Genomic DNA, 17,034 nt, shown 5'->3' on the forward strand with positions numbered 1-17,034 from the left:
ACACCACCCATCAGGTTGGTGACTGTAGACAGTAGTATTGTTGTTTATAACGATACTATTTCAATCCACACCACCCATGTGGGTGGTGACTCTTTATATCCAATTTTGTTTACTGACATATATCCATTTCAATCCACACCACCCGTGTGGGTGGTGACAAGTTACCAATAATTATTCTTATCCCCTAGTTGATTTCAATCCACACCACCCGTGTGGGTGGTGACAGGTTAGATTATAATAACAAGTGCAACACTAAAAAAATAGACAATATGAAAACCATCGTGTAAAATGTAGTTGCAACACCAAACATAATACGGAGGTAATCATATTGTCATATACACATCTTACACTAATTGAAAGAGAATGTCTACAAGAATTTTACGAAAAAGGATATAGCATAAGAAAAATTGCAAAATACTTGAACGAAGTCCTTCTACAATCAGCAGAGAATTAAAACGGAATTTTAGTAAAAAACGCAAACACTATCATCCTTGGGGCGCACATGTAAAATATTTAGTAAGAAGAAAGGATTGTCATAGAAAAATAATTTACTCATATACACAGATATATATAATTATGTATTTGATAAATTACATTCCTTTTGGTCTCCGGAAATAATAGCTGATAAATGGAATTTAAATCATAATATTAAGATTTCTTTTTCTTCTATTTATCGTGCAATTCGTTCTAAATTATTCCCGGGTATTTCACCTACATCACATCTTAGAAGAAGAGGAAGACCTTACAGAACCGAGCGTAAGACCTACACTAAACATCCTGAAAAATCAATTCATAATCGTGATAATATAGTTGATAAAAGAGGAAGATTTGGTGATTATGAGGGAGATACAATTTACGGTTCAGTAGGAAAAGGTTATCTTGTTACTGCTATTGATAGAAAATCAAGATTTCTTGTAGCTGCTACCTGTAAAGATAAATCTATTTCATCAATTAATTCAGCTTTTAGAGAAGCTTTTGAAAAAGCTTCATTAAAAATCAAACCACTTACATTAACTTTAGATAATGGTTCTGAATTTAACGGATATGCTGATATTGAAAAAGATTTAGATTTAGAAATATATTTTGCAGATGTTCATGCTCCTTGGCAACGAGGTTCAAATGAAAATATCAATGGACTATTAAGATTTTTCTTTCCAAGAGGTACTGATTTCAGAAAAGTCACAAGAGCACAACTTGATGCAGTCCTTGATAAAATTAATAATAGACCTAGAAAATGTTTAGACCTTCTTTCACCTATTGACTATTTTAATCAAAGTGTTGCACTTGGTTTGACAATCTAAGCAGACTGTTGAATACAAAGACGGCAAGAGGATTAAAATTTCAATCCACACCACCCGTGTGGGTGGTGACGCCTTGTTAAATTAGTCAAAAAATCTGCATAATTTATTTCAATCCACACCACCCGTGTGGGTGGTGACTTTTTGCTTTTTTCGTGGTGTAAAAAACTAGTATGAATTTCAATCCACACCACCCATGTGGGTGGTGACCCAGAGTGTCTTATATCATCTTCGCCAACAATCGATTTCAATCCACACCACCCATGTGGGTGGTGACATAGTGACAAAATCTATCACTTCTCTTGTTACGAATTTCAATCCACACCACCCATGTGGGTGGTGACGCTACTATTTTCAACAATATAATCAAGTACACTGTTATTTCAATCCACACCACCCATGTGGGTGGTGACAGCGGTAGCGGTGCAGGTGTCTGCTTGTTGTCAAATTTCAATCCACACCACCCATGTGGGTGGTGACCATATGATGTTATCACTTTGAGAGTTAAAAAGAGTATTTCAATCCACACCACCCATGTGGGTGGTGACTATATTATCACCTCTTATTGTTTAATATCTGTTAAGATTTCAATCCACACCACCCATGTGGGTGGTGACCTCTATCTGTAGTTTCTACAACCTCCATCAGTGGTATTTCAATCCACACCACCCATGTGGGTGGTGACATAATTTATATCATCAATCCGTTAATCAATTAGAATTTCAATCCACACCACCCATGTGGGTGGTGACGACTTCCATGGTCCCCTAGTAGTCTTATCATTTCTAATTTCAATCCACACCACCCATGTGGGTGGTGACATTTTGGGATTGATTGAGTAATACCACTAACAAGCATTTCAATCCACACCACCCATGTGGGTGGTGACAATTATTGTAATCTTGTTCACCAATTTCAAAAGTATTTCAATCCACACCACCCATGTGGGTGGTGACGGTACGTTCGTGGATATTATCAACACTTCGGTAAAATTTCAATCCACACCACCCATGTGGGTGGTGACAAAGAAATCTTCATAATTTGAATAAAGGAGGTTAAAATTTCAATCCACACCACCCATGTGGGTGGTGACCTCTATCTGTAGTTTCTACAACCTCCATCAGTGGTATTTCAATCCACACCACCCATGTGGGTGGTGACCTAAGGCTTTTGATAACGTTGTTGTAATCGTTTTAATTTCAATCCACACCACCCATGTGGGTGGTGACGACTTCCATGGTCCCCTAGTAGTCTTATCATTTCTAATTTCAATCCACACCACCCATGTGGGTGGTGACGGTACGTTCGTGGATATTATCAACACTTCGGTAAAATTTCAATCCACACCACCCATGTGGGTGGTGACCTGATGATATAGGCAGATATTTATACTCGTGCCTTATTTCAATCCACACCACCCATGTGGGTGGTGACAGGCAAAATCAAATAAAACGGTACAGCAGTAAAGGAATTTCAATCCACACCACCCATGTGGGTGGTGACGGATATAAGTCAAGATTTTCAAGCCAATCAAGGTATTTCAATCCACACCACCCATGTGGGTGGTGACAACGGTAGTCCTAGCGTTTCTAAAGTTGACCCTAAATTTCAATCCACACCACCCATGTGGGTGGTGACTGTACACATAAGGTCCACCATTTTGATGCAGATTAAATTTCAATCCACACCACCCATGTGGGTGGTGACGCAATATCCAAAGCACTATCGTCATATGGTAATAATTTCAATCCACACCACCCATGTGGGTGGTGACCAGGATTTCCACCTATCATTCGCCATTCGATTCTGTATTTCAATCCACACCACCCATGTGGGTGGTGACATCAGATTTCAAAGTTTCTATATCAGCAAGAGGTGTTATTTCAATCCACACCACCCATGTGGGTGGTGACAAACCGCGCTAGAAGGTGTTGAATTGTTAATGCTTATTTCAATCCACACCACCCATGTGGGTGGTGACAACAAGTTAGCTGAACCGCTTGAAATTAAAGGTATTTCAATCCACACCACCCATGTGGGTGGTGACAATCGTCCGACTTCATCACGCATAACTGTAGATGGTATTTCAATCCACACCACCCATGTGGGTGGTGACAGGTGAAAGCTGGAAAGAAATTCATCAGCAGTTAGATTTCAATCCACACCACCCATGTGGGTGGTGACCTAAAAAGGGCAGTTGGATAACATTATCAGAGTGGATTTCAATCCACACCACCCATGTGGGTGGTGACGCATTGTTCTTTGTTGCTGTAATGTTCTGCTGTTAAATTTCAATCCACACCACCCATGTGGGTGGTGACTTGTATATTCTTCTTCATTCTTCTTCCCTCTCATTTCAATCCACACCACCCATGTGGGTGGTGACTCGCCTTTCTTTATTTGTTGATTTGATTGTATAATTTCAATCCACACCACCCATGTGGGTGGTGACAAATTACTATGGTATTATAATGATGTCGCAAGAGGATTTCAATCCACACCACCCATGTGGGTGGTGACGAGATACGCAGTTCGTCACTACATCAAGCGAGGTATTTCAATCCACACCACCCATGTGGGTGGTGACAAAATACAAAGAGTGTGTTTCAATCCCATACAAAATTTCAATCCACACCACCCATGTGGGTGGTGACCGTGCCGAAAATATCGTCAAAGGCAAAGTCACCACATTTCAATCCACACCACCCATGTGGGTGGTGACGAAAACAAGCAGAGTTTGTATGCCGATACTTTGAATTTCAATCCACACCACCCATGTGGGTGGTGACGCTACCGAAATAAATGGTATTGTAACTTGTATTGAAATTTCAATCCACACCACCCATGTGGGTGGTGACACTGCCGGGACTGTTCGAAAATGCCGCTTTCACTCATTTCAATCCACACCACCCATGTGGGTGGTGACTGTCATAACTAAAGAAAGCATCGGTATTTGCTCGATTTCAATCCACACCACCCATGTGGGTGGTGACCAACAACTTTACGAGCAATATCATCAGCTGTTAAAATTTCAATCCACACCACCCATGTGGGTGGTGACTAAGTTTATCGGTCAACCCCTTAACAACATTGAAGATTTCAATCCACACCACCCATGTGGGTGGTGACGTGCTTGTGTGTGCACCACGAAATAAATAGTAGATTTCAATCCACACCACCCATGTGGGTGGTGACAAGGACTTCTCGTAGTTGGCACTTCGTAATAAGATTTCAATCCACACCACCCATGTGGGTGGTGACTGGTTTTATTTTCGTAATTTCTATTCGCAGAGGTATTTCAATCCACACCACCCATGTGGGTGGTGACATCATAATATCCTTTGTCTTTATCAAGGTACATAAAATTTCAATCCACACCACCCATGTGGGTGGTGACAAGTTTATATAGCCAATGTGTTTCTTCGATACTTATTTCAATCCACACCACCCATGTGGGTGGTGACCGTGTTTAAGGATATTGCCTTTATCGTTCTTGCCATTTCAATCCACACCACCCATGTGGGTGGTGACCACAGCTGTAACAGAAAGTCCATCTGGTGCCGAAGATTTCAATCCACACCACCCATGTGGGTGGTGACCTTTATCAACACTGCTGTAAAAGCTATTACGATACATTTCAATCCACACCACCCATGTGGGTGGTGACGGACAATACACAGGCTTGACCGACAAGAACGGCAAATTTCAATCCACACCACCCATGTGGGTGGTGACATGGATGACGAATTAAGGGAGCAGTTGCATATGATTTCAATCCACACCACCCATGTGGGTGGTGACTTGTATGTGTGAGGTTGAAAATGGCTATGAGGACATTTCAATCCACACCACCCATGTGGGTGGTGACGAAAGGCGTTAAATACGATAGAGCCGCTATGCTTATTTCAATCCACACCACCCATGTGGGTGGTGACTGAATGACTCGTCGTTCGTCTACACCACAAACAAATTTCAATCCACACCACCCATGTGGGTGGTGACCGATTTTTGTTTTTTTTGAAAATCTCGGAACACGATTTCAATCCACACCACCCATGTGGGTGGTGACTGTTCAAAATAACATTTGTCCTCTGTTCTAATGGATTTCAATCCACACCACCCATGTGGGTGGTGACTGCAGAAGGCATCTATATTGCCTAACGATAATCAATTTCAATCCACACCACCCATGTGGGTGGTGACTCAAAAAAAACAAAAATCGCATAGGAATGGGACGATTTCAATCCACACCACCCATGTGGGTGGTGACATTGTTGCCTAGCACCTCTTTACGCATAACTTGATATTTCAATCCACACCACCCATGTGGGTGGTGACTGAACTAATATAAATTTCCTTTGCTTCCTCTTGATTTCAATCCACACCACCCATGTGGGTGGTGACTCTTCATTTTCTACATTTGCAATGCTTGTTGTTGTATTTCAATCCACACCACCCATGTGGGTGGTGACCAACAAATAAACATTTACCAACTCTTGAACTACCAATTTCAATCCACACCACCCATGTGGGTGGTGACTATGACTGATAAAATCAGAGAACAGGTACACAGTATTTCAATCCACACCACCCATGTGGGTGGTGACTACTTTAGGTCTGAACAATCTTGTATCATTCTAATTTCAATCCACACCACCCATGTGGGTGGTGACAACAGGCTCAGTACCTTTCATACCCTCTAAATAAGATTTCAATCCACACCACCCATGTGGGTGGTGACCTGATGATGATGAGGTTTTAATCGTTGGTGAACCAGTATTTCAATCCACACCACCCATGTGGGTGGTGACGACAATGGTTATCAAGGATTGATAAGACATACTAAATTTCAATCCACACCACCCATGTGGGTGGTGACGTTTTTCGACTTATGCAATAAAAATCAGTACCCTAATTTCAATCCACACCACCCATGTGGGTGGTGACAGCAAAATATAACAAATGTATTTTTATTTAGTTTCCGTTCATTGTAAATTATCACTTTTTTTATTTATGTAATAACCCAATTCTAAATAAAACTTACATCACTATATTTTGTTTTCTTTTTAAATTTAGTGCGAATACCTTAGCATTCTTATGTAAGGTTACTTATCGCACTAAAAAAGCAACACTCCCTCCACATCAACATTGTTGTTATTTACACCAAAATGTTCAACCTTAGTTTTGTAATTATTTCCTAAATAATAGAACCTTATACTGTCTTCATCCTTATCTATTATTTTCACTAATTTTTCCTTAACTTCAAAACATTTTGCTGAATCCATAATACATTCAAAAACTGAATTTTGAACACGCTTTCCGTAATTTACACATTCTTTAGCAACTTTTCTCAAGCGCTTTCTTCCTTCAGGTGTTTCGGTAGATACATCATAAGTAATTAACACTAACATAGTAACACCTACTTCCACATAAATGGTGGATAACCGTCAAGGTCACCTCTTAAATATCTTGCAAGTAAAAGAGCCTGAACATACGGCACAACTCCCCATTGGACTTTTTCATTAAGGAAAGGGTGTTTTATTTCTGTTTGTTTTCTTGTCTGCCATGATTGCAAAAACTTTTTCTTACCCTCATCAGTAAAGATAACTGCACCATTCTCTTTAGTTAAAAAGTCATTCTTAGTGATTATCCTTTTATTTATCATAGTAAGTACAAAACGGTCAGCAAACACAGGTCGAAATTCTTCTATCATATCTAAGGATAGCGAAGTTCTACCTGGTCTGTCCTTATGTAAATATCCGACATAAGGGTCTAGCCCTACAGAATAAAGGGAAGATGTTACCATACTGGTTAGCATAGTATATGCAAAAGAAAGCATTGCATTGACCATATCTGTTGGAGGTCTTCTGTTTCTGCCATGAAAGAAAAAGTCATCTTTCTGTTGCAATATTAAATCATCAAAAACAGAAAAGTACCTTGTTGCAGCTTCACCCTCAACACCACGAATTTCCTCAGTATTTTTACAGTTGGCAATACTATTCATTGAGTTCTTTATTTGCATAGAAACATTCTTTAGTTTTGGAATATCTAAAGAATTAGGGTAATCCCTAGTAGCTCTTTCAATAACCCATCTGGAGTTATACAGTTTTCCAAGTATAATATTTTTGGAAATTTCTGTACAATAGTCCTCATTATCGGAAAGTCTGTACTGAGTTTTTCTCAGCACAACATTACCACAATACGGACCTACAACATTTGCAAGGAATCTACCATTACGAGACATAAAGGAAATGTTAATATTATTTGAAGCACACTTTCCCATTAAAGCCGGACTTACACCGTTGTAACCATAAGTGACAATTGACTCTATGTTGTGGAGAGGTACTCTTGCACATTCTTTTTTGTTTTCAGAAATAACAACATTTTCACCATCAAGGGAAAGATATTTTTCTGTTGAAGTTATATACAATGTATTAAGTAGTTTTTTCATAGTTCATCACCAAGCATTTTAGACATATAGCCTTTTACAGAAGAAATTTTAGTTAATCTAGGCAAACAGATATTTTTCAAGGAACAAGCCCTACAGTTTTTATTCTGCTTAACCTTTGGTGTATATCGTCTGTCATACAGTTGGTGCATTTCTTCAATGTTTTTCACCAATCTTTCCCTAATGTCATCAGTAAAAGGAATTTTCTCTCTGTGTCTTGTTTTACCGTAATAAATATTCAGTTCATCTATTTTGGTACAAAACATATTTTCTAAACACATTGCCTGTGCTGCTACCTGCAAAATATCTGCATCAGAGGTTTTAGGTTCACCGTGTTTATACTCAACCGGTATAATTTTAAAGTAGCCTTCTTTGTTGTGGATTATTGCACCTTCAGAGGAAGGTACAAATTCCACAACATCACAAACGCCATAGATACCAAGTTCATATGAAGAAACCTGCATTCCACGAGAGATAATCACACCGTTTCTGGTTTCAGAGAAGGTATTATCGTGGGCTTTTTGATGCATACTTTCACCACTAACAGTAAGTAAATTTTCCTCCCATTGTTGCTCAATATGTATCAAAGCCCACTGTCTGCGACAATACACAAAGTGTTGAATACCTGAGATACTCAGTACATTGTCATCTTGGTAAATCACTTTATGATGCACTCAACGCCATCAGGTAGTGCATCAGTATCAACTGAAAAGTCATAGTCTGAGAACTGTCTTGGATATTCTACATCATCCTTCTTATGAACTTTGATAGTATCAAACAGTTTATAAGATGGTGCATTACCAAGTTCACTGCTATGTTTAAAAATAACCAGCTTACGAACAGCCATTTTGCCTCTTGCTGCTGCATGGTCAAATTCAAACATATTTAGGATAGCATTCCAAAGTAGTTCTAGGTCATCTTCAGAAAAACCTGTTACCTTTCTGGCTAAATTTGCTGAAATATAACCCTCAGCTTTGTACAAACCATAAGGTACAATAAACTTGTTACCGATAGTATTTGTTTTGTCCTCGGCATCTTTTTCAGTAGTAACTGCACATCTTGTGATAGATACTTCCTGAGGAAGTATTGGGTCAATAGAACGGGCAAAGCTAAACTGAACAGGACCTTTCACCTGACCACAGTTAAGACCGTTTTTTACAAATGTAGTCATTACAGCACCAAAGGTTCTAATATCAAAGAAGTTTTCACACATAAAATCTCTGATTTTACGGTCAATGTCGCCATCTTTCTTCTTAGCTTCCTTGATACTCTTTTCATCAATGTTAAAGTTATCAAAGGCTGTTTTATCCTTTGCATTTAGTGTTACACCACTTTTAATATAGATGTTATAGCCTTTTTCATCTTCTTTAACTACATCAACATAGTTACGAATTTTTCTCTTAATACAAACATCGGTAACAATGCCGTGACCTGTTTCCGGATCAACTCTTGGCATATTACCTGCATCAGGGTCACCGTTAGGGTTACCGTTTTCAACATCAAAGTAAACTGCAAAATCGTACTTATTCTTAATTACATCAGCCATTATTCTTTATCCTCCTTGCCGGTAAATCTTTCTTGTGTTCTTTGGTAATATCCAAGCTGGAACATACCCTTTTCATCAAGTTTTAATCTATTAGGGAATTTATCCCCTAGCTTAGACATTGTTTCTGTCAACATTTTCTGACAGTTAACTTTAGCACCAACATTAGAAATTTTCTTAATGTGGTTTTGAGCAAGGTCTATTAGTATTGGGAATACTCTTGATGGTGTAGAACTTGCTGCTGTAAAGTATCTATCACGAATAGTTGATTTAATGCCTGGGTTTGCAGTGTTCTGAATCTCCTCAAGATTAGAGAACAATACGCCCAACAAATATGCCTTGTTGTTACTGTTTTCGTTGTAATCCACAGTTATTTCCTCCTTATATTTTGAGTCATAATTTTTGAGTAAATAAGCCTTTAGTACAGAAGCCTTTACCCAGTTAATATTTTGTTCGGCAGAAATTCTACCTAAAATACCGTAATACAATGTACTAGGGTAATTGTAGTCATTGATTATAGAATTTAGCACATCACCTGCAAGATGAGGTTTGCACTTTTTATCCCTTGACTTTTTGTTAACTGTCTCACCTAAAATACGCCATAGTGGAATATAATCAAACTTTTCAAAACCGGGCTTGACCATTTCCATTCTCTGCTGATTTTTCAAAAGATTTTCCATTACCTTACCAAAGGTATTTTGGATAAAAAATCTAACAGAAAGTCTTGCTGAGTTTGGTGAGATACCTAAGATATAAAAGTTGTTACTAGGATTAAGTGGAATACCCTCCCACTTAACTTCATTACCGTTAACAATGCTTACAATAGTATCGTGAAGATCCTTCTGCTTAACCTCATCATCACTATTAAAGATACCGGCAAAAACATCTTGATAGGCACTTTCACCATCTTCTGTCCAACAGACAACAGTTGTATCACCTGCAAAAATTCTATGGTCATTATCACTTACCAATTTATTTAGTGCTGAGGTATACGCAAAAGCTGCATACTCACTAACAGGAGCATTGTAACCATTTTCTTTACCGTAAGAGTCAAAAGCAGTTGCATTAAAAGAAACTAACGAAGCACCTGCTGCTTGAGCACCACGAATACCCTTAATAACAGGATGTAGCTTTGCAATATGGTCATCCTTACCTGTTACCAAACAAATACCCTTTGGTGCATTTGAATGTTCATAGTAACTGTTCCAACTTTCACATATAGCTTTAGAATCTGTCGGAAACTTTCCCAATGGCATTAAAAGTAAGTTTGCACCTTTATTTAGAATGTCATCAATTGTATTTTCGGTACAGTTTAGATTTGTAAGTAGGTCTGATAAGTTTTCAAATTCACTATAATCTTTCTGCAAAAACTTCTTGATTACAGAAGAAAATTCATCATCAGTATTTTCAAGCACTTTATTACCGACATTTCTAAAGCAATCAAAACATTGCTTTGCTCTATCAGGTTTGTTTGAATTATCATAACCAAATACATAAGTTACATTGTCATATAAAAAACCTACTGACCTTTTTACCGGCATAGGTAAGCTAATAAGTGACGGTATTTCTTTGTTGCCTTTAGGTGCGTTAGTTTTTAGGTGGATAATTTCATCCACATTGCCATCTTCGTCCAATGAAATACCATAAGATATTTTCACAGGATTCCAACCTAACTTCTCAATCTCACCTTTATCAGCCCAAGCCTCATATAGCTTAACTAAGGATTGTAAAAGCATTACCTATACACCTCACAATCATTAAGGTCAAGAACACCGTTCTTTAGAACTGCATTAAAGAAAGTTGGTGTGATTTCTCCATCATGGGAATATTCCATATCGTATAGCATAAGTCCTAATTCTTTAGTTTCGTTAGGGTATGCAGTAGGGATATAATTACACTCCCACTTTCTAAAATTCACCGGAAATTCTCTACAACCAAAGTAAGGTTGGTTGTAGCATTGTCCCTTTTCTATTCTTCTGCGAATAATATCCTGAAATTTGCCCGGATTGTCACTAGGATTTGCCTTATCAGTCATATCAAAATGGGCCTCAATAACATAGTGAACATCCTTTAGTACAAGTGCTGCTCTTTGCTGAATATCAGACTGTGCATCTATATAAAGTTCAGACTTTTTACCTAACATTGCACTCTTAACATTTCTTGCAGAAATTTTACTTTTTACTTCATTTCTGCGAATATTAGTATGCTTAATAGGACTTAGTACATAGATTTTGTCTGGGTGCCATTTCATACCCGGATGCCAATAGATTGAATCAAGAATACCCCTTGCTGCTGATGGTGTCATAACATCATAGGTCATTCTCTCTGTCTTTAGTTCAGGTCTGTTAAAGGCTGCATATTCACCAAACACTTCTAGCATAATACTCATGATACATTCCTCCTTTCTGTATATTAAATCATCAATGCATTACCTAGGTTTTCATCAGGCAATGCTATGCCAATATTTTCATTATAATAATCCGGATTTGTCATAACATAAAAATCATTATCTATAATTTCTATTGCAGACACATCATCAAGTTGCTGATATTCATTATCATAAAGATTAACTGCATACTGACCTAGCTTTCTTAATAAGCCTTTACTATAATTATGATTTCTCAGTTCAGTAATTAACGGTCTGCTATCTTCATTGTCAATATAAACCGTCTTTGCATTGTCTTCTATTAACTTAAAATCATCAGATACAGTCTTGAAATCAAATACATTACAACTTTTGATAATATTCTTAATATCAAAGGTATTGTTCTTTACACCCTTACCTAAGTAATACAGTTCACCGAAATAATCTTTTATTGCCTCGGCAGTATAAATTTTGCCACCGTATTTTTTGAGAACTTTCCTTGTTACACCAATGTTCTTCTCTTGTAATCGCAAAATTTTATCAGTATCAAAAATATGAACTATACTTTCTTCCTTACTTCTTTTATTCTCACGGTTACATCTGCCACCGGCTTGTAAAATTGAATCAACACCTGCTATAGCACGGTAAACAGTCTTAAAGTCAAGGTCAACACCTGCCTCAATTAAGCTGGTAGAAATCACTCTACAAGGTAGTCCTTTAGCAAGTCTTCCTCTGATTTCCTTTAACTGAGCTTTTCTGTGTTTAGGGTACTTATGAGTTGTTAAACAGAAATTGCCTTCATCTTCACCAAGAAGATTAAACAAAGAATCTGCATGAGATTTTTTGTTTACAATACAGAGTACTTGGTCTTGTGACCTTAGTTGTTCTACAAGTTCATCATCTTCAAGTTTTCCATCATAAACAAATTCTACTCTTCTAAACTCTTCAAAATACTTTTCTTGATTATCACTACAAATTTCAGGAATAGTATAGCCATCAATATTTTTTATCTTACTAAAAAAGTAATCCAAGTTAGGCTGAGTTGCAGTACACAAAACTGCAGTTGCGTTATAATTTTCTGTTAGCTGATTTATAGCATTTATACAAGGTTCTATAAAGTCACTTGGAATCATCTGAGCTTCATCAAAGATAATAATACTGTTTACAATGTTATGTAACTTTCTATTTCTTGATGGTTTGTTGCTATACAGTGATTCAAAGAATTGAACTGAAGTAGTGACAATAACAGGTGCATCCCAATTTTCACAAGCCAGTTGTTTTTTCTTAATAATCTTACTTGTATCATCACCAAAATCTACATTAGAATGATGTTCAATTACATTTTCTTCACCTAAAACATTTTTAAATACTTCAGCATTCTGTTCAATAATACTTGTATATGGAATAACATAGATAATTCTATCCCTTTTATGTTCTTCTTGTACTGCATAATTTAGTGCAAAAGCTAAGGAAGAAATTGTTTTTCCTCCACCGGTAGGTACAGTTAATGTTAAAAGATTTTCGTTAATATTCTTAGCATTGATACATTGCTTTTGAATTTCAGTTCTAAGAATATTTAGCTTTGACTTTGGTTCTCCCCACTTTGCTATATACTGATTTAGCCTTTCCAGCAAGGTAGGAATTGTATCATATACACCTCTATCTACATTATCATCAATCATAAAATTTTCGGTACAAATATAGTCAGCATCTACTAAGCAAGAAAAAAGCATATGAATAAGGAAACTTCTTGAATATTCATCCTTAGGTAATTTTTCTGTAACTGCATATTTCTGTAAATCTACTAATTCCTTTTCCCATTGGGAATAATCAGAAATTGAATTGTTATTTACTTTTCCAAATAATGTACCTGACTTATCACCATCTGTTTTACTGCCTAAATTAGGAATACCGGCATGATGACCTGCAATACAAAATGCACTCATTATTGCTCTATACTTTCTAAATGCAAGTTGTGTTCCTGCTGTAGAATGGTCAACTGTATTATCCATTCCTCTAATTCTCTGTTGAAATTCTTTACTATACTTTCCTATATCGTGAATAAGACCAACAAAATACATTAAGTCACCGTAATCAAAGGGTTCTGCAAATAACTTTGCCATTTCTGCAGTAACTGTTAAATGGTCAATTAGCAATTCTTCTTTGCCATCAGTTTCATTTCTTTTATGTGCAAGGTAATCCAACTTATCATTCCTTTCTGTTTCTATATATATAATAACAGATTAACTGTCCCATTTTTGGGACTTATCTCAGCATAATATATACTTTTATTGTTATTTTCTATAAAAAACTAATAATATTATACAATAATATCATTAGTTTATCATATTTTTCTACATATTGCAACATAATATGGTAAATCATTTATATTTTGATTGTATGTGCTAAAATGATATGACCCAATAAAAAAGAGGAGTAACTTCAAAATATGGTATAATGGAATCGCTCAAAAACATTAACCTAAGAAAGAAGTACTCCTCATGAATATAATAACACAAGAAGCAAAGAAAAAGCAAGCCATAGTAAAATACGCACTAAGAAAGAAAAAGCGAAGCAAGTAGAGTGTACGGTGTAAGTCTTTCAAGCGTAAAGAGATGGTGTAAACAATATGACGGTACCTGGCAATCGCTATTGCCTAAATCACGCAGACCACATAGTCATCCCAACAGACACACAAAAGAAAGAAAGACAAATTAGAAATTCTTTTAAAAGTGCTATGAAAGATATGGATGGGATGGAGTATACAGTGATTTAAAGAGAAAAGGATATACAAGAAGCTATTCAGGAATGATATATGCTGCAAAAAGAATGGGCTTAGTAAAATATAAAAGACCAAGAAAAGAGCCGTAATCATAGAAGATATCCGGAGCTGTTAATACCTGGAGAAAAGGTGCAGATAGATGTAAAAGAAGTGCCATACAATTGCTTAAGAGGCAAGGCTTTAAGGGACGGAAAGCATTTTATCAATGGACTGCAATAGATGAATGTACAAGAATGAGATTTGTATATGGGTTTGAAGAACATACACCGGAAAACTCAACTAAATTCTTGAAAATGTTATTAAAAGAATTTCCGTTTAAAATAAAACGGTTCAAACAGATAACGGAAGAGAGTTCACATATAAATATCAAAGCAGTGAAGTGAAAAGTCCTTTTGAAATAGAATTGAACAAATTAGGTATAAATCATAAATTAATACCACCACGAACACCTTGGCACAATGGGAAGGTAGAAAGAAGTCATAGAAACGACCAAAGATATTTCTATGATTGGGAAACATTCAAAAATATTGAAGAATTAAATACAAAGTTAAAAGGACATTTAGAATGGAGTAATAACAAGACAATGAGAACACTTGAATACAAAGTCCAATGCAGTTATTGAGTGAAAAGTTAGAATTGAAATCCATTAACTGATAATTCATAATCAAAAGTCAGTAAAACAAGCGAAATATTAAATCATATTTTATTTTTACCCTAAAACGGGTCATATCTATTTACAACACAGAATATGGTAAATCATTTATATTTTGATGTAATTTTTACACAATTAAAATACAAAAAAATAATGGACTGTCAAGACACATTCTTAACAGTCCATTTTTATTTACTGTAATTACAAAACCGGGTATGTAATATTATATTTATTCAAGATATTTTCCAATTTTTTTGTTTGGGAATTTGATAGAGAAAAATACTTTTTTCTATACTTTATAGAGCCACAACCCTCACCACTGATATAAAAAGTATCTTTAGAAATACCACCGTCAAATATTATACAGAAGTCATCTCTAAAGGGACAAGCAAGACCTGAATCATAATGCACTTCTTTATCATTAAGCATATTATAAAGTTCTTTTGCATCTTTCTTAGAAACATCTGTAACTGTCTTATTAACACATTGTATATCTACAGTACTGTCATCATTGATACCGGTTTTAGATGGAAAGAAATATATAAATGTACAAACACCTGACACTATAACTATTACTGCTACCACATAAAAGGCTATAACTTTCTTCATAATATCACACTTCCTTAAATCACTTTAAGATTTCTTTAGGGCAAATATCAGCATTTAGATTATAGCAATGTCCATAATTATCAACTATTTTATAGTTGCCATTTTCACATTTTACAAGCTCACCTAAAGAATAACTTGCCGGATAATCTTTATAATGAATACTTATTGAATACAAAACTTCATCAGTTTTTGAAGAAGAATTTTTATTCTTTTCCCCATTAATTGCACTTAAAAGATTTTCTATGTAAGATTTACCCCTTATAATTTTATTTTTATCACCCTTATAAAGTTCTATGCTTTCAATACTGTTGTAATTATTTTTAGGATATGAACTACTTTCTTTGTGATAAAGTAAACTTCCTGAGTCACTTATAAAATCCACATTTTTATCATTATCATAAATCCAAATATGAATTTTTGTTCCGTCATTTTCGATTACTTTTTCTTTATAACTACTATCATCAATTGACCAATCTGTAGTGGCAACATATTTTTCATTGTTATAAGTAATAGTTGTCCTATCCATATCATTTAATACATCAGAAACAGGATTACCACAACCACCTAATGTAAATAGTATTACTATAGACACTAAAAGCATAGTAATATAGTTTTTCAAAAAATCACCTCATATATCACTTATCCAAATCATTAACATATTTCAAATCATTCATATCTTGTTGAAATTCGTCATCATCAAATTTTATAGGTTTATCATTTTTATCAAGAAACAAAGCAGACCATTCCATCACTGTATCTTTATCAATTTTTTTAAAGAAAATATATGTTTTTCTTCCACTGTCATCAGTAATTTTACAATAATAATTGTATGTATCGGAATTATTAATTTCTCTAAAATCAGAAACCCCATAATATTTATTGTAATCTTCAATGTAGAAAACAAATCTTTTAGAAGAAGATCCACTAAGTGCCATTACTTGCTCTATCAATATCGACATTTGCTTTTTAGTAAGGTTAACTGCTTTGATTTTCTTTTTAGCATTAGCAGAAACATAATTAATTTTTGCATTTTTATCAACCTTAGGATTTCCTAAATCAGCCCTAAATTCTTTCTCTGACTTCTCATTTAAATGTTGCCATCCACTTTTACTGTTAGTTGTTGTGGTAACGGCAGTAGTTTCTACCTTATTGGTATTTCTTGATACTTCATTACTGCCTTCACTCTTGCAACCTACAAAAAGCAAAGCTACCGAAACAACTGCAATTAAAATTAACTTTTTCATAAAATCACCCTTAATAAACCGTGTTATCTATTACAACAATTATATCATTATACTTGTCAAAAACATATTATCATTTTTGCTAAAATTTACATC

At 35.7% G+C, this 17,034-nt stretch carries 12 protein-coding genes, 2 pseudogenes and 1 CRISPR repeat array; of the genes and pseudogenes, 4 read left to right on the forward strand and 10 right to left on the reverse strand.

Features of this window, described 5'->3' with window-relative positions:
* Positions 1–328: 328 nt before the first annotated feature.
* Positions 329–1,301: pseudogene (locus E5Z56_RS12155) on the forward strand (IS30 family transposase).
* 37 nt (positions 1,302–1,338) lie between these two features.
* Positions 1,339–6,245: a CRISPR direct-repeat array (repeat unit 33 nt; unit sequence ATTTCAATCCACACCACCCATGTGGGTGGTGAC).
* Positions 6,246–6,415: 170 nt separating this feature from the next.
* Here the strand turns inward: E5Z56_RS12155 and cas2 are convergent.
* Genes cas2 through cas3 form a run of 7 tightly spaced genes read right to left on the reverse strand, consistent with a single transcriptional unit; the run spans position 6,416 to position 13,858 of the window.
* Complete coding sequence (cas2, locus tag E5Z56_RS03325) at positions 6,416–6,709, reverse strand: CRISPR-associated endonuclease Cas2 (protein ID WP_138156516.1); 294 nt, start codon at positions 6,707–6,709, stop codon at positions 6,416–6,418.
* A gap of 8 nt (positions 6,710–6,717) precedes the next feature.
* Positions 6,718–7,749 (reverse strand): type I-C CRISPR-associated endonuclease Cas1c, encoded by a 1,032-nt coding sequence (gene cas1c, locus E5Z56_RS03330; protein ID WP_138156517.1) that lies wholly within the window; start codon positions 7,747–7,749, stop codon positions 6,718–6,720.
* Positions 7,746–8,408: a CRISPR-associated protein Cas4 gene (gene cas4, locus E5Z56_RS03335; protein ID WP_138156518.1), complete on the reverse strand. Its 663-nt coding sequence runs from the start codon at positions 8,406–8,408 to the stop codon at positions 7,746–7,748. The genes cas1c and cas4 overlap by 4 nt, the downstream gene beginning before the upstream one ends.
* The gene (cas7c, locus tag E5Z56_RS03340) at positions 8,405–9,292 is read right to left on the reverse strand and encodes a type I-C CRISPR-associated protein Cas7/Csd2 (RefSeq protein ID WP_138156519.1); all 888 of its coding nucleotides are present in this window, start codon (positions 9,290–9,292) and stop codon (positions 8,405–8,407) included. The genes cas4 and cas7c overlap by 4 nt, the downstream gene beginning before the upstream one ends.
* Complete coding sequence (gene cas8c, locus E5Z56_RS03345; RefSeq protein ID WP_138156520.1) at positions 9,292–11,025, reverse strand: type I-C CRISPR-associated protein Cas8c/Csd1; 1,734 nt, start codon at positions 11,023–11,025, stop codon at positions 9,292–9,294. Before cas8c ends, cas7c begins: the two co-directional genes overlap by 1 nt.
* Positions 11,025–11,678 carry a type I-C CRISPR-associated protein Cas5c gene (cas5c, locus tag E5Z56_RS03350; RefSeq protein ID WP_138156521.1) on the reverse strand — a complete coding sequence of 218 codons (654 nt, stop codon included), beginning with the start codon at positions 11,676–11,678 and terminating at the stop codon, positions 11,025–11,027. The genes cas8c and cas5c overlap by 1 nt, the downstream gene beginning before the upstream one ends.
* Positions 11,679–11,701: 23 nt before the next feature.
* Positions 11,702–13,858, reverse strand: a complete 2,157-nt coding sequence (cas3, locus tag E5Z56_RS03355; protein WP_138156522.1) for a CRISPR-associated helicase Cas3' — start codon at positions 13,856–13,858, stop codon at positions 11,702–11,704.
* A 376-nt stretch (positions 13,859–14,234) separates the two neighbouring features.
* Here cas3 and E5Z56_RS03360 point away from each other — a divergent pair.
* The 3 genes and pseudogenes from E5Z56_RS03360 to E5Z56_RS03370 all read left to right on the forward strand — a co-directional run.
* Positions 14,235–14,372 (forward strand): annotated as a pseudogene (locus E5Z56_RS03360) (hypothetical protein); the annotation flags it as partial.
* Between the two features lie 225 nt (positions 14,373–14,597).
* The gene (locus E5Z56_RS03365; protein ID WP_138156469.1) at positions 14,598–14,819 is read left to right on the forward strand and encodes a hypothetical protein; all 222 of its coding nucleotides are present in this window, start codon (positions 14,598–14,600) and stop codon (positions 14,817–14,819) included.
* The gene (locus tag E5Z56_RS03370) at positions 14,816–15,058 is read left to right on the forward strand and encodes an integrase core domain-containing protein (protein WP_138156524.1); all 243 of its coding nucleotides are present in this window, start codon (positions 14,816–14,818) and stop codon (positions 15,056–15,058) included. The genes E5Z56_RS03365 and E5Z56_RS03370 overlap by 4 nt, the downstream gene beginning before the upstream one ends.
* 231 nt (positions 15,059–15,289) lie before the next feature.
* Here the strand turns inward: E5Z56_RS03370 and E5Z56_RS03375 are convergent, their stop codons facing one another.
* From E5Z56_RS03375 to E5Z56_RS03385, 3 genes are read right to left on the reverse strand one after another with little or no spacing between them, the layout of a single operon-like run.
* Positions 15,290–15,697 carry a hypothetical protein gene (locus tag E5Z56_RS03375; RefSeq protein WP_138156525.1) on the reverse strand — a complete coding sequence of 136 codons (408 nt, stop codon included), beginning with the start codon at positions 15,695–15,697 and terminating at the stop codon, positions 15,290–15,292.
* Positions 15,698–15,716: 19 nt separating this feature from the next.
* Positions 15,717–16,316, reverse strand: a complete 600-nt coding sequence (locus E5Z56_RS03380; protein WP_138156526.1) for a hypothetical protein — start codon at positions 16,314–16,316, stop codon at positions 15,717–15,719.
* Between the two features lie 16 nt (positions 16,317–16,332).
* The gene (locus E5Z56_RS03385) at positions 16,333–16,941 is read right to left on the reverse strand and encodes a hypothetical protein (protein WP_138156527.1); all 609 of its coding nucleotides are present in this window, start codon (positions 16,939–16,941) and stop codon (positions 16,333–16,335) included.
* Between the last annotated feature and the right edge of the window lie 93 nt (positions 16,942–17,034).

The organism is Ruminococcus bovis (genome assembly GCF_005601135.1).
In the GTDB taxonomy this organism is placed as follows: Bacteria; Bacillota; Clostridia; order Oscillospirales; family Acutalibacteraceae; genus Ruminococcoides; species Ruminococcoides bovis.

Excerpts from the sequence above, each read along its gene's own strand:
- cas2 (WP_138156516.1), bottom strand. The coding sequence starts at position 6,709 with ATGTTAGTGTTAATTACTTATGATGTATCTACCGAAACACCTGAAGGA.
- cas1c (WP_138156517.1), bottom strand. The coding sequence starts at position 7,749 with ATGAAAAAACTACTTAATACATTGTATATAACTTCAACAGAAAAATAT.
- cas7c (WP_138156519.1), bottom strand. The coding sequence starts at position 9,292 with ATGGCTGATGTAATTAAGAATAAGTACGATTTTGCAGTTTACTTTGAT.
- cas8c (WP_138156520.1), bottom strand. The coding sequence starts at position 11,025 with ATGCTTTTACAATCCTTAGTTAAGCTATATGAGGCTTGGGCTGATAAA.
- cas5c (WP_138156521.1), bottom strand. The coding sequence starts at position 11,678 with ATGAGTATTATGCTAGAAGTGTTTGGTGAATATGCAGCCTTTAACAGA.
- E5Z56_RS03375 (WP_138156525.1), bottom strand. The coding sequence starts at position 15,697 with ATGAAGAAAGTTATAGCCTTTTATGTGGTAGCAGTAATAGTTATAGTG.
- E5Z56_RS03385 (WP_138156527.1), bottom strand. The coding sequence starts at position 16,941 with ATGAAAAAGTTAATTTTAATTGCAGTTGTTTCGGTAGCTTTGCTTTTT.